Raw genomic sequence first — 12915 nt, 5'->3', positions numbered from 1 at the left:
AGTTTTCAGGTAGCTTTCAGTCTTGTGGGATGTAATCTAGTCAGGTAGTGAGAACCATTGCCGATAAGCATTCCTCAAGGAGTTTTCGATGAAGAATCGCGCACAGACGCGCGCCCTTGCCGTCATCGCCATCACCCTGGCGGCGGCCCTCAGCGCCTGCGGGTCAACCGGATCGTCCGCCTCGTCCCCTTCCAGCTCGAAGAGCCCGAGCGCGGCGGCCACCAACGCCGCCAGCAACGACCCCAACCTGGTGTTCGCTCAGTGCATGCGCGAGAAGGGCTTTGATGTGCCCGACACGGGCCTGACGCCCGACCAGCTCAATGACCATGACCCCGCCTTCGACTCTGCTCTCAACGAGTGCATGGTGAAGGTTTCCGGCATGACCGGCGAGGACAATGTCGCGAACGACCCCGCCGCGCGTGAGGCCATGGTCAAGGCAGCGCAGTGCCTGCGCGAGGCCGGATACGACGTCAAGGACCCGCAGGCCGGCGAAGGCATCAGCGTCAAGGACATCCCCGAGGACGTGCTCAACAAGTGCTTCCAGCAGTCAGGGGCCGCCAAGTGACGCGTCCGCGAACCCCACGCCCCGCGGCCACGCTCGCAATCCTCGCGATCGGCGCGCTGACATTATCTGCATGCTCGGGCGCCAACGCGGACGCCGAAGCTCCCCAATCCTTTGATGGAGTAACTGCGACCGTCACGAAGGGCGACCTGGTAGGGGAGACCACCGTCCAGGGAACGCTCCACTACGCCGACTCCTACACCCTCAAGAGCGCCTTCGAGGGCGTTGTTACCGCCCTGCCCACGCCCGGCACGACCCTCACCCAGGGATCGCACGTGTACACGGTTGCTGGCAACAACACGTACCTGCTCCACGGCTCCACCCCGGCCTGGCGCGCGTTCGAGGAGGGCATGAGCGACGGCGAGGACGTCACCCAGCTGGAGACGGCGCTCTCCGAGCTCGGCTACTTCGAGGCCACGCCCAACGCCCACTTCGACTGGAACACGATCGCGGCCATCAAGAAGTGGCAGAAGGCCCTGACGCTCACTCAGAGCGGCTCCCTGCCCCTGGGCACCGTCCTCTTCGCACCCGAGGACCTGCGCATCGGCGCGCTCAAGGCCCGCGTCGGTGACAACGCGACGATGGAGACGGAGCTTTTCACGGCCTCGTCCTCGCGGCAGGTCATCTCCGCGAACCTGAAGCTTTCCGACCAGGCCCTCGGCGTCGTCGGGAACTCCGTGACCGTGCGTCTGCCCGGATCCGCCGTGACGACGACCGGAACGATCACCTCCGTCGAGCCGCCGCGTGAGAAGGCCAGCGAGGAAGGATCCAAGGAGACGACCAAGGAACGGATCATTCCGATCACCGTCACCCCCGACGATACGTCCGCCCTCGACGGACTGCAGGAGGCCTCGGTGTCCCTGGGCCTGACCTCCCAGACGCGCACCGGCGTGCTGTCCGTGCCCCTCGGCGCGCTCGTGGCCCTCAGCTCCGACCAATTCGGCGTCGAGGTCGTGGATGAGAAGGGCGAGATTCGCAGGGTTCCCGTCACCGTCGGCCTGTTCGCGGGAGACCGCGTCGAAGTGAGCGGCGACGACATCGCCGAAGGCCAGCGCGTGGTGGTGCCCAACCGATGAGCCACATCCTGCAACTGACCGACGTGCACCGGTCCTTCGGCAGCCCGCCCGTGCACGCCTGCAACGGAGTGTCCCTGGCCGTCGACGAGGGCGAATTCGTCGCCATTGTCGGGCCGTCCGGCTCCGGAAAATCGACCCTGCTCAACCTCATCGGAACGCTCGACCGGCCGACCTCGGGCAGCGTGTTCATCAACGGCACCGACGTGTCCTCCCTGAGAGACGCCGAGCTGTCGGGTGTGCGCTCCTCGCTGATCGGCTTCGTGTTCCAGCAGTTCCACCTCACCGCCGGCGTCTCCGCCCTCGACAACGTCGCGGACGGCCTGCTCTACCGGGGTGTGCCCCGCGCCAAGCGCCGCGAGGCCGCGCGTGAGGCCCTGACCCGCGTGGGCCTCGGGCACCGCATGGACCACAAGCCCCACCAGATGTCGGGCGGCGAACGCCAGCGCGTCGCCATCGCCCGTGCCATCATCGGGCACCCGGCCCTGCTGCTCGCCGACGAGCCCACCGGCAACCTCGACTCGCGTTCGGGCGCGTCCATCGTGGCGCTCCTGCGCGAACTCAACGAGGCCGGCACCACCATCATTGTGATCACTCACGACAACGACCTGGCGGCTTCGCTGCCCAGGCAGATCGCCATCCGCGATGGCGAGATCGTCTCCGATTCTGCGCACCCGGGAGGTGGCCATGGCGAGTAAGAAGAACTCGGGCGCCGGCCGCTCCGCGCTGCGCCTCTCAGACGTCGCGCGCCTGGGCCTGACGGGCCTGCGCGCCCGCCCTATGAGAGCCATCCTCTCAGCGCTCGGCATCGCGATCGGCATCGCGGCCATGGTCGGCGTCGTCGGCGTCTCCGCCTCCTCGCAGGCCCGCCTGCAAGAACAGCTGCGGGCGCTCGGCACCAACATGCTGACCGCGCGCAGCGGCGCCGACCTGTCGGGCGTGGACCTCATCCTGCCCGAGGACTCCGTGGGCCGCACCCGCATGATCCCGGGCGTCACCGACGCGGCCTCGACGTCGACGCTGAGCGGCATCTCCGTGTACCGCTCGCGCCTGTCCGACCCGAACGCGACCGGCGGCATCATCACGATGGCGGCCGACACGAACCTCCTGAAGGTCGTCTCCGGGACCATGAAGAAGGGCGCGTGGCTCAACGACGCCACCGCGAAGTACCCGGGTGTCGTCCTGGGCTCGAAGGCCGCGCAGCTGATCGGCGTCGTCGAGCCAGGCACCCAGGTGTGGCTGGGCGGCATGTCCTTCACCGTCCTGGGCATCATGGATCCAGCACCCCTGGCCGAGGAACTCGATAACGCCGCCCTCATCGGTGTTTCCGCCGCGGGCACGTACTTCGACGCGGGCAAGACTCCCACGACGATCTACGAGCGCTCCAGCGAGGACCAGGTGGAGACCGTGCGCGAGCTCCTTGGACCCACGCTGGCCCCGCAGGGGGCCACCGGCCTGAAGGTCTCGCGCCCCTCCGACGCGCTGGCCGCCCAGAACGCGGCTGACCAGACCCTCACGACGCTGCTCGCGGGTGTCGGCTCGATCGCCCTGCTGGTGGGCGGCATCGGCGTGGCCAACACGATGATCATCTCCGTCCTGGAACGCCGCAAGGAGATCGGCCTGCGCCGGTCTCTGGGCGCCAAGCGGGGACACATCACCGTGCAGTTCCTGGCTGAGGCCCTGCTCCTGTCCTTCCTCGGAGGACTCGCCGGATGCCTGATCGGCGCGGGCGTCACCTGGGGCATGTGCTACGCGTACGGCTGGCCGCCCACCCTGCACTGGTGGGTGATTGCCGCAGGCCTCGGCGCGACTCTCCTCATCGGTGCCGTCGCCGGTCTCTACCCCGCGATCCGAGCGGCCCGCACGCCGCCCACAGCGGCGCTCGCCTCGCAGTAGGTGGCCCACTCACAAAAGCCGTGGCCGGCTCGCCAACCCCGACACTGAGCGGGGGAGCGCGAGCCGGCCACGGCCTCGTTCATGTGAGCGTCGGTCGTGCGCGCATCAGCTTTGCACGGGGCCGCCGTAGATCTCGTCGATGATGGGCGCAAGGCGGCGCGTGGCCTCGGCGCGCTTGACCTTCAGCGAGGGCGTGAGCAGGCCGTTCGCCTCCGTGAAGTCGGTCGTGAGGACCTTGATCTTGCGGATCGACTCGGCGCGCGAGACGTGCTCGTTCGCCGAGGCCACCGCTTTCTCCAGGGACGCTAGGACCTCGACGTTCGTGGCCGCCTCGGCGACGCTCATCGGGGGCAGCGAGTGCGCGGCGAGCCAATCGGGCAGCATCTCTGCGTCCAGCGTGATGAGCGCAGCGACAAACGGCCTCTGGTCGCCCACGACGAGGACCTGGGAGATGAGCGGGTGGGAGCGCATCGGATTTTCGAGGCTGGCCGGTGCGACGTTCTTGCCGCCTGCCGTCACGATGATCTCCTTCGCTCGGCCCGTGATGGACACGTAGCCGTCGCGGTCCAGGGACCCCAGGTCGCCCGTGCGGAACCAGCCGTCCTCGGTGAAGCAGGCGGCCGTGGCCTCGGGGTCGTTGTGGTAGCGCTGGAAGACGCTCGAGCCCTTGAGGAGGATCTCGCCCTCGTCGCTGATCTTGAAGGACATGGGTGGCAGAGCCGGTCCCACGGTGCCGATCTTGGACAGGCGTGGCGTGTTCACGGACACCGGGCCGACGGTTTCGGTCAGGCCGTAGCCCTCCAGGACGGGGATGCCGACGCCGCGATAGAAGTGCGCGAGCCAGGTGGCCAGGGGAGCGCCGCCCGACACGATGTAGTCCGCGTTGCCGCCCACCAGGCGGATGATCTGCTGGTAGACGAGCTTGTCCGCCAGTGCGTGCTGGGCCTTCAGCGACGCCGACGGGCCCTCTTCCGTGTCCAGGGCCTGGGAGTATGCGATCGCGACCTTGGCCGCCCAGCGGAAGATCTTGCGCTTGGGACCACTCGCCTTCGTATCCGCCGAGTTGTAGATCTTCTCCAGGACGCGCGGGACCACCAGGAGGTAGCTCGGACGGAACGACGCCAGGTCGCCCAGCAGGTTCTTGATGTTGGAGGCGTGGCCGAGGACGCCGTTGCCGCTGATCTGGAAGACCTGCAGGAAACGCGCGAACACGTGGGCCAGGGGCAGGAAAAGGAGCAGACGCGAGTTCTTGCCCGCAGCGATTTCCGGCATCCACGCGTGGGCGTTGAGGCACAGATTCGTGAAGTTCTCGTGGCTCAGGACCGTGCCCTTGGGTGTGCCCATCGTGCCCGACGTGTAGACGATGGTTGCGATGTCGTCCTTCGTGAGGGCTTCCGAGCGGGCGAGGACTCGCTCGCGCGGGGTGGCCGCGCCGTCCGCGATGAGGGTCTCGATGGCCTCGGAGTCCAGGGAGAAGACGTGCGTGTTGTCCCGGTTTTCTCTCTCGGCTGCCGCGCGCACGATCTCCGCCATGGACACGGTCTCGGTGATGATGAGGGTGACGTCCGCGTCGACGAGGACGTGGGCGACCTGGTCGATGGAGCTGGTCTCGTAGATGGGCACGGGGACGAGGCCGGCCGCCCAGCACGCGAAGTCGAGGAGCGTCCATTCGTAGCGGGTGCGGCTCATGATCGCGACGCGGTCTCCGGGCTCGAGGCCCCGCGCGATGAGGCCGGCGGCCACGGCGTGGACCTCGTCGTAGAACTCGCGCGCCGTGATCGAGCGCCACGTGTCACCGATGCCGATCTTGCGTAGGATGAGCGGGCGGGTCGCGCCGCGCTGCACGCGCTCTTTGAGCAGGTGGGGGATCGTCGTGTGCTCGTCGATGCGCACCAGGACGGGGGCGTGCCACTCGAGGGCTTCGGTGGTCGTCTGCGCCTGCGTCTGCGCCGTCTTGTCGTCGTTCGACGAGGCCGGGGTTTCCTTGTCGGTCATGTGTGCTCCCTGGTCGCTGGGCGGTGTGCGCTGCGGTTTGTTGGCCAGCTGCGCTGCTACTGCTTCCCCTATCCTACGCGCCCCAAGGGTGGGGGAGTAAAACCCCCAAACTGAGGATGCTGTTTGTGCTACCTGACGTCGCCGTCAAGGACCTCAAGGAACTGATAGACAGATTCAGGTAAGGCAACTCTTCCTTGCCTCGCAGACTGCACGGCGAGTATGACAACCTGATCCTCCATCACAGCGAAAACGATGCGAAGCCGCTGGCGAAAACCTATCACCCGGATTGACGGGTGAAGATCGGGACGCGCTTCACCGCGATGAGGAAACTCAGTGAGACGGGACAGAAAACCGCGTAGGGCAGAGAGGTAAGCATCGGTTGTCTGTTCTGAGCCCGTGAGGGTCAGAAGCTCGCCGCGAAAGTTGACGAGGTCGCGGTATGCAGTATCGCCGATAGCAAGGCGTCGTTGGGGTGCCACTACTTCAGTCCCCATGCAGCAGTCAGCTCATCGAGAGTGTGCGCAGTTTCCGGGTGCTCAAGGTAGTGTTCGAGGGCGGGTAGAGCATTCTCACGGAGCCATGTCTCGTATTCCTCGCGCTCGCGGGCTTCCCGCCGTGCTTCGAGGGCAGCGATTGCCTCTTCGTAGAAAGCGGGAGAGACCAGGACTGCGCGGGTCTGTGCGCCGCGCGAGCGCAGCTCGACGGGTTCGACTTGGGCGGCGGCGATGTACTGGGCCTGGTTCTGGCGAAACTCGGAAAGCGTAGCGGTAGACATGTACTAATTGTACAAGTTGTTAGAGTCTTGTGTGTCGGTTCATAGTGGGGTGTGCGTGACTGTGGGCGCCAGACGACGTGGCGTCTTGCTTGTCCGCTATCTGATGCTGAATGAAGGTGTCAAGGAGTTCGTAGTTGATAGGTTTGTTCCAGGGCTGGCGTGTGAACACTGTGTCGAAGTCCGTGCCGCACCTTGCGCGGTGTCTTTGGCACTGGAGACTGGGCCTGTGCGCAAGTTGTTGACGGTTTGTTTATGCGGCTGTTGTCCAGGCCGCTTGGTGTCGTTCGTATTCGATGGGGGATCTGCCGCCGAGGCTGGTGTGGATGCGGCGGGGGTTGTAGAAGTATTCGATCCAGGTGGCGACACCGGTGTAGACCTGGTTGCGGGTGGTGAAGGCACGCTGGTCGTAGTACTCGGTTTTGAGGGTGGCCCAATAGGATTGGGCCATGGCGTTGTCCCAGCACACTCCGGCCCGCCCCATCGACACGGTTCCTTGGACGGCGCGCATGTGGTCGGCCAGCTTCTGGGAGGTGAACTGTGTTCCCCGATCAGCATGGGGCACGACCCCAGCGGGGAAGGTGCCACGGGTGGCGGCGGCCATATAGAGTGCGGTGATGACCAGAGCGCGTGTTGTGCTGCTCGCCCATGGCGTATCTCAGGACTCGACGCGAGTGCGCATCGCGCACGGCGCACAGGTAGAACCAGCCTTGCGCGCACCGCAGGTAGGTGGAATCCGTGATCCACACCCGGTCCAGGGCACATTGATCCCACTGGCGGGCGCAGTGATCTTCATGGGCCACTGGACCCCGTCCACCGTGCCTTGCCGGGCGCTGGTGCGTGTTTAGGCCTGTGGGGCCTTGGCGGCGCATCGACGCGGCGACCGCCCGCACACCCACATCCACACCACTGCGCACCAGAGCGTACTCGTTACGAGAGACCCATACGCGCCGCCCGACACCTCGTGTTCCCAGGCCACAGACTCATCCAAGCGCCTGCGCACCAGCGCGCGCGCTCACCCCTGTGGGACGCTTGGTTTTCCACGCGTAATAGCTTGCGCGCGTGACCCCTAAAACCTTGGCCATCAAGGTGATTGAGGAGGGAGCCTTCTGCGCATCCATCAGTTCAAACCGCTGGTGTTTTGGTGCCGAAAGGGGAAGAATGCGCTGGCTTTTCCCAAAACTCGTTCTCCTTCTCCAGCTGGCGCACCCGCCGCCGCAATGCAGTGATCTCAGCTTCCATCTCGTGTGGATCAGGGCGCTCCTGTTCGGCGGCCTGGCGCCTCTCACGTTCGAGTTTGACCCACCGGCCCACCACCGATTCACCCAGCCCTAAATCCCGGGCCGCAGGCGCGATCGTAGACCCCGTATCCAATACCAGGCACGTAACATCACGACGATACTCCGGCGTATAACGACGACGAGTTCCCGTAACAGGCACCTCACTGGCCACAGGCACACACACCCGCTTATCGAAGTGTCAACAACACCAGCCTAAGCCCAACTCCGACCGCCAGGTGAGCGGCCCGGTTCTCCACCGTGTGATCGCGTCGGATTTTGATGCGGATCGCGTCCAGGTAGATCACCGGGTAGAACGCTTCTAGGGGGGCGGTGCTGCCACTCCAGCACGGCGTCGCACACCGCGTCAGTGATCGTGGAAATCGTCCCCGCACTGACCTCCACGCCGATGGTGGAAGCGAGGTGATGGCGGATATCGCGTACCGTCATCCCCCGGCATACAAGCTGATAATCATCGCATCCAAGCCATCGAGGCACCGTTGTCCTTTGCGTACCAGGCGTGGGGTGAAGGAGCCTGCCCGATCCCGGGGAACCTCGATCTCGAAAGCTCCCACCTCCGATATCACGGTCTTCTTCGTCGTGCCGTTCCTCGTGTTCGAGCGCGCCTGCGCGCTGGTCTGGCCCTTCTCATACCCCAAGTGCTGGGTCAGCTCCGCGGCCAGGCCGCGCTCCAAGGCCTCCTTGAGCAACGCGGGCAACAATCCCTGGCTGCCCGTCATCTCGACCTCGCCAGCATCAAGACGCTCAAACAACGCATCCAACGCCCCCGAGCGACGCAGGTCCTCCACAGTCTCACGCCCACTAGCGCCAGACACAACAACATCATCATCATTCATCATGCATCAATCCTTTCAAACAAAAAGACGGATACACAGACAATTGAACACGCCCCGCCCACCGGATCGCCCGCACACCCAGACGCGCCCGGGGTGCGCACACCCGCTCGTCATGTTCCAGGAACGTCACCGTCTGGCAGGTGCGTTCGCGGCACATCCAACGCCGTTTAAACCGCCGAATCCTTGTCGGGACCCCGGCCCAGGGCGCGTCGATCACCACCACCACGCGCCCGTGGCCTTGAGCGATTCAACCCACAACCCGGGCACCCAACCAGCTGGTTGCACGACTCAACATCGAGTACCAGAGCATCTGGGGTGCGAGCCACGCTCATCAGATGGAAGCCCTCCAAACCGACGAGCAGATCACACCGATCACAACGATCAAGCGACACAGAGCAGCAGCAGGTAGGGTGAGACACCGCCCGAGGTCCTGTGAAGATCGCGGGGGTTGAAGTCCACTCATCACCAGGGACCTCGACCTCTACCCGCAACCCCCGACCAACAGCCGGTCACCCACACTCAACTCGGAAGAGCCCTATTAACCCTACATCTTCCCCTTCTTCAGAAAAACGGCTTCAGCTTTATCATATTCAGAGTCAATGTACTCGACAAAGCTTCCAGCCACTCCATCTTGACCACGGAAAAACTTTTCCACAAGAGTCGATTCTTTAGGATCATAGTTTGTTACGTTATCAGCAAAGAACCAGAGTATATACTGCGATTCAAGCAAAAGCTTGTAGCGAATCAGTGCCTCCAGTCTGTGCAAAATCTTATCATCAACCTTACCGGTAACATATTTTTCTCGCGCCTGGGAAACATATGCATTAATTTCTCGAGAAATCTTCATCGAAAATTCAGTCGCTCCATGTGAATTTTCGATAAACCCCTTCACCTCATCTTCGAAATAAATTGGATACCAAAAATTTGAAAGCAGGAAATCATGATCATCCTCTTGCAACAAACAGTCTTTTGTCACATCCAACTGTCCATTCACAAATCCGTTAATCACTTCTAATGGACTTTCTTTATCCTCATATACATTCATGACATAAGAAGCCCACCGACCCCGACCAAGAGGTTCCAAAATTCCCTGAAGAATTAACGCCCCATTTTCTATGGCATCTATAGAAATTCCTGAGTTTTTATAGTCAATTGACTTAGGGAACTCAATTTCACTATCGTCAAAATTGTCACCTGCCTGATACTTTTTTTGCGCCGATTTAACATTTCTCATCCAATTATCATATTCCGCTCGGTAGCGACCAATACGTTCCCTGCGATCTTTTCGCAAAGTATAGCTCGGCGTAATTTTAACAACCGCCGTAATTATGGCGGCAATAACAGCTGCTCCTGCAGTTATACATACAGCCAAAAGAGTGCTATCCACAGTAGTAAAACCTCGATTCAAAGTAGGAAACAATTTGATATTCATAGCGATTTTGGCAATTTCTAAAAATTACTAAATATAAATATTCTGCATAAAGCCTCCTTTGTTACTCTAAATTCTTTGTACGCAGAAAGTTAACACTGAAAGTATCTACGTATACTACCAATCAATGGCGGCAGTGTCATAGGGGCTCTTCGCATTTGAGGGTGTAGGTGTTGTCGGCGGGGTTGGGCGTGTCGTGGTTTGATATCAAATACGACTCTGGAGAAGCTAGAGTAAGGGTGTGGGTTCCAAGTTCTAATACTTTGGAACCCACACCCTGTGCTCGTCTGTTACGCTCAGCCCTTGCGCTTCGCAGGAGCCTCGCCCAGCTCGAAGGACTCGACAACGGCCTCGGTGGCCTCAGCGTCGTCGGAGGCAGCCACGGTCAGGGCGCCCACGGCCTTCGATGCGGCCTCCAGGTCACCTTTCACCGACTCGAGAGCCTCGACCTGAGCCTGCGGTGCGCGCACCGTCACAGCCAGGAACGGCGTACGCGGCGACACCTTCGCCTCAGACTTCACGCGGCGCAGCGCGATCAGAGCGGAGGACGCGGCCTCGAGCACCGAGGGATCACCCTCGACGCCAGCCAGGTCCGCCACCACCGGCCACGGAGCGGTGTGCACGCTTCCCTCGCGGTACCAGCTCCACACCTCTTCCGTCACGTACGGCAGGTAGGGGGCCAGCAGACGCACCACGTTATCAATGACGATCGCCAGAGCCGCACGGGCAGACGCAGCCGAGGCCTCGTCCCATGCGCCATCACGGTTGTAGGCGCGCTCCTTGACCAGCTCCAGGTAGTCGTCGCAGAACGTCCAGAAGAACGACTCCGTGACCTCGAGAGCACGAGAGTGCTCGTAGGACGCCAGCGCAGCCGAGGCCTCGTCGATGACGGACGCCAGCGCAGCCAGCACCGAACGATCCAGCGGCACCGTCACCAGCGCCGGATCCAGATCGATCGCCGCGCCCTCGCCACCCATCGTAAGCGCAAACTTCGACGCGTTCAGCACCTTGATCGCCAGGCGGCGACCGATCTTCATCTGCTGCTCGTCGAACGCCGCATCCAGGCCCAGGCGAGCAGACGCTGCCCAGTAACGCACGGCATCCGAACCGTACTTCTCCAGGATGCCCATCGGGGTCACGACGTTGCCCTTGGACTTCGACATCTTCTTGTGGTCCGAATCCAGGATCCAGCCCGACAGGCCCGCGTGCCTCCACGGCAGCGCGCCGAACTCCAGGTCCGCGCGCACCACGGTGGAGAACAGCCACGTACGGATGATGTCCTGGCCCTGCGGGCGCAGATCCATCGGGTACGTGCGAGCGAACAGGTCCTCGTCGTCCAGCCAGCCACAGGCCAGCTGCGGGGACAGCGAGGACGTCGCCCACGTGTCCATGATGTCCAGCTCGCCCACGAAGCCGCCGGCCACGCCGCGCTGATCCTCCGTGTAGCCTTCCGGAACGTCCGTCGACGGGTCGACCGGCAGAGCGGCCTCAGACGGGGTGATGATGTCGTCGTAGTTCGCCTGGCCGTCCGCGTCCACGCGGTACCACAGCGGGAACGGCACGCCGAAGAAGCGCTGACGGGACACCAGCCAGTCGCCCTTCAGGCCCTTCACCCAGTTCTCGTAGCGCACGCGCATGAAGTCGGGGTGGAACTCCAGCTCGCGGCCGCGGCCGATGAGCTCCTCGTTCAGATCCTTGCCCGAGGCCGGGTTCGTCCACGCGCGGCCACCGTTACGGATGTACCACTGGCGCGAGGTGACGATCTCGAGGGGCTTGTCGCCCTTCTCGAAGAAGTTGGTCTGACGCATCGTCTTGGTCGGCTCGCCCTTCAGCTCGCCCGACTCGCGCAGGGCGGCCACCACGGCCTCGCGCGCGGAGAACGTCGTCTTACCGGTGATCTCCTCGAAAGCCGCGCGGCCCGCATCGGTCGTGATCCACTCGGGGGTCTCAGTGATGATGCGGCCGTCCTTGCGCAGGATCGCGCGCAGCGGCAGCTCCAGGTCACGCCACCAGTCGATGTCGGTCGTGTCGCCGAAGGTACAGCACATGGCGATGCCCGCGCCCTTGTCCATCTCGGCCTCGGGGTGGGGAAGGATCGGCACCTCGACGCCGTACACGGGGGAGGCAACCGTCGTGCCGAACAGCGGCTTGTAACGCTCGTCGTCCGGGTGGGCGATCAGGGCGACGCAGGCGGCCAGCAGCTCAGGACGGGTCGTCTCGATGCACACGTCCACACCGTCCTCGACGGGCGCGCCGGCGGCGGCAGCCTTCGCGGCGGCCTCGGCGTCGGTGATGTGGAAGGCCAGGCGGTGGTAGAAGCCCGGGTACTCGCGGCTCTCCAGCTCAGCCTGGGCGACCGCCGTCTGGAAGGTGACGTCCCACAGGCCCGGGGCCTCGGCCTGGTAGGCCTCGCCGCGCGCCAGGTTGCGCAGGAACGCGGCCTGGGCGACCTTGCGTGCACGCGCGCCGATCGTCTGGTAGTTCTGCTTCCAGTCCACGCTCAGGCCCAGGTAGCGCCACAGCGCCTCGAACTGAGCCTCGTCTTCGACGGTGAGGCGCTCGCACAGCTCCACGAAGTTCTTACGGGAAATCGGCTTCTGGTCACGCGCCTTGATCGACTTGCCGTCGCCGCCCACGTGCGGGGGCTCGAAGTCGGGGTCGTAGGGCAGCGTCGCATCCACGCGCACGCCGAAGTAGTTCTGCACGCGGCGCTCGGTGGGCAGGCCGTTGTCGTCCCAACCCATCGGGTAGAACACGGACTTGCCCATCATGCGCTGGTAGCGGGCCACGACGTCGGTGTGCGTGTAGGAGAAAACATGGCCGATGTGCAGGGAGCCGGATACCGTCGGCGGGGGCGTGTCGATCGAGTACACCTGCTCGCGCGTCGCATTGCGGTCAAAGGCGTAGGTGCCCTGGCTTTCCCAGGCCTCACCCCACTTGGCTTCGAGGCCTTCGGGGGCGGCGCGGTCGGGCACGCGAGGCGCCTGCGCACGGGTGTTCATGGCCATAATTGAGTTGTCTCCATCCGAGTCGTGGACTGTTTGCCCCACTAGC

Annotated in this window: 11 protein-coding genes and 1 pseudogene; 4 read left to right on the top strand and 8 right to left on the bottom strand. The window is 63.6% G+C overall.

What is annotated here, in order from left to right:
- The first annotated feature begins 88 nt into the window (after nucleotides 1-88).
- From HMPREF1478_RS06200 to HMPREF1478_RS06185, 4 genes are read left to right on the top strand one after another with little or no spacing between them, the layout of a single operon-like run.
- Nucleotides 89-565, top strand: coding sequence for a hypothetical protein (locus HMPREF1478_RS06200; RefSeq protein WP_016461223.1), 477 nt, complete (start codon nucleotides 89-91; stop codon nucleotides 563-565).
- A complete protein-coding gene (locus tag HMPREF1478_RS06195; protein ID WP_016461222.1) occupies nucleotides 562-1638 on the top strand; it encodes a peptidoglycan-binding protein in 1077 nt (358 codons plus the stop codon). The genes HMPREF1478_RS06200 and HMPREF1478_RS06195 overlap by 4 nt, the downstream gene beginning before the upstream one ends.
- Nucleotides 1635-2333 (top strand): ABC transporter ATP-binding protein, encoded by a 699-nt coding sequence (locus tag HMPREF1478_RS06190; protein ID WP_016461221.1) that lies wholly within the window; start codon nucleotides 1635-1637, stop codon nucleotides 2331-2333. The genes HMPREF1478_RS06195 and HMPREF1478_RS06190 overlap by 4 nt, the downstream gene beginning before the upstream one ends.
- The gene (locus HMPREF1478_RS06185) at nucleotides 2323-3531 is read left to right on the top strand and encodes an ABC transporter permease (protein ID WP_016461220.1); all 1209 of its coding nucleotides are present in this window, start codon (nucleotides 2323-2325) and stop codon (nucleotides 3529-3531) included. The genes HMPREF1478_RS06190 and HMPREF1478_RS06185 overlap by 11 nt, the downstream gene beginning before the upstream one ends.
- A 105-nt stretch (nucleotides 3532-3636) precedes the next feature.
- Here the strand turns inward: HMPREF1478_RS06185 and HMPREF1478_RS06180 are convergent, their stop codons facing one another.
- The 8 genes and pseudogenes from HMPREF1478_RS06180 to valS form a co-directional block, all read right to left on the bottom strand.
- On the bottom strand, nucleotides 3637-5526 hold the full coding sequence (locus HMPREF1478_RS06180; RefSeq protein WP_016461219.1) for an AMP-dependent synthetase/ligase: 1890 nt from the start codon (nucleotides 5524-5526) through the stop codon (nucleotides 3637-3639).
- A gap of 128 nt (nucleotides 5527-5654) precedes the next feature.
- Complete coding sequence (locus tag HMPREF1478_RS11015; protein WP_083940082.1) at nucleotides 5655-6020, bottom strand: type II toxin-antitoxin system RelE/ParE family toxin; 366 nt, start codon at nucleotides 6018-6020, stop codon at nucleotides 5655-5657.
- On the bottom strand, nucleotides 6005-6301 hold the full coding sequence (locus HMPREF1478_RS06170) for a type II toxin-antitoxin system Phd/YefM family antitoxin (protein WP_016461218.1): 297 nt from the start codon (nucleotides 6299-6301) through the stop codon (nucleotides 6005-6007). Before HMPREF1478_RS06170 ends, HMPREF1478_RS11015 begins: the two co-directional genes overlap by 16 nt.
- A 250-nt stretch (nucleotides 6302-6551) precedes the next feature.
- Nucleotides 6552-6863 carry an integrase core domain-containing protein gene (locus tag HMPREF1478_RS06165; RefSeq protein WP_232207436.1) on the bottom strand — a complete coding sequence of 104 codons (312 nt, stop codon included), beginning with the start codon at nucleotides 6861-6863 and terminating at the stop codon, nucleotides 6552-6554.
- A gap of 560 nt (nucleotides 6864-7423) precedes the next feature.
- Nucleotides 7424-7738, bottom strand: a complete 315-nt coding sequence (locus HMPREF1478_RS11010) for a transposase (RefSeq protein WP_353579750.1) — start codon at nucleotides 7736-7738, stop codon at nucleotides 7424-7426.
- 55 nt (nucleotides 7739-7793) lie between these two features.
- Nucleotides 7794-8435: pseudogene (locus HMPREF1478_RS11030) on the bottom strand (IS256 family transposase); the annotation flags it as partial.
- 541 nt (nucleotides 8436-8976) lie between these two features.
- A complete protein-coding gene (locus HMPREF1478_RS10625) occupies nucleotides 8977-9819 on the bottom strand; it encodes a hypothetical protein (protein ID WP_148332980.1) in 843 nt (280 codons plus the stop codon).
- 338 nt (nucleotides 9820-10157) lie between these two features.
- Nucleotides 10158-12869, bottom strand: a complete 2712-nt coding sequence (gene valS, locus HMPREF1478_RS06150) for a valine--tRNA ligase (RefSeq protein ID WP_016461214.1) — start codon at nucleotides 12867-12869, stop codon at nucleotides 10158-10160.
- Nucleotides 12870-12915: the final 46 nt, after the last annotated feature.

The sequence above is a fragment of the Actinomyces sp. HPA0247 genome (assembly GCA_000411415.1).
In the GTDB taxonomy this organism is placed as follows: domain Bacteria; phylum Actinomycetota; class Actinomycetes; order Actinomycetales; family Actinomycetaceae; genus Pauljensenia.
The sequence above is the reverse complement of the archived record's forward strand: the minus strand, read 5'-3'. Positions and strand labels throughout refer to the sequence as shown.

Bases quoted from the DNA above. Each gene is read 5' to 3' on its own strand.
- HMPREF1478_RS06200 (WP_016461223.1), top strand. From the start codon at position 89: ATGAAGAATCGCGCACAGACGCGCGCCCTTGCCGTCATCGCCATCACC.
- HMPREF1478_RS06190 (WP_016461221.1), top strand. From the start codon at position 1,635: ATGAGCCACATCCTGCAACTGACCGACGTGCACCGGTCCTTCGGCAGC.
- HMPREF1478_RS06185 (WP_016461220.1), top strand. From the start codon at position 2,323: ATGGCGAGTAAGAAGAACTCGGGCGCCGGCCGCTCCGCGCTGCGCCTC.
- HMPREF1478_RS06180 (WP_016461219.1), bottom strand. From the start codon at position 5,526: ATGACCGACAAGGAAACCCCGGCCTCGTCGAACGACGACAAGACGGCG.
- HMPREF1478_RS11015 (WP_083940082.1), bottom strand. From the start codon at position 6,020: ATGGGGACTGAAGTAGTGGCACCCCAACGACGCCTTGCTATCGGCGAT.
- HMPREF1478_RS06170 (WP_016461218.1), bottom strand. From the start codon at position 6,301: ATGTCTACCGCTACGCTTTCCGAGTTTCGCCAGAACCAGGCCCAGTAC.
- valS (WP_016461214.1), bottom strand. From the start codon at position 12,869: ATGGCCATGAACACCCGTGCGCAGGCGCCTCGCGTGCCCGACCGCGCC.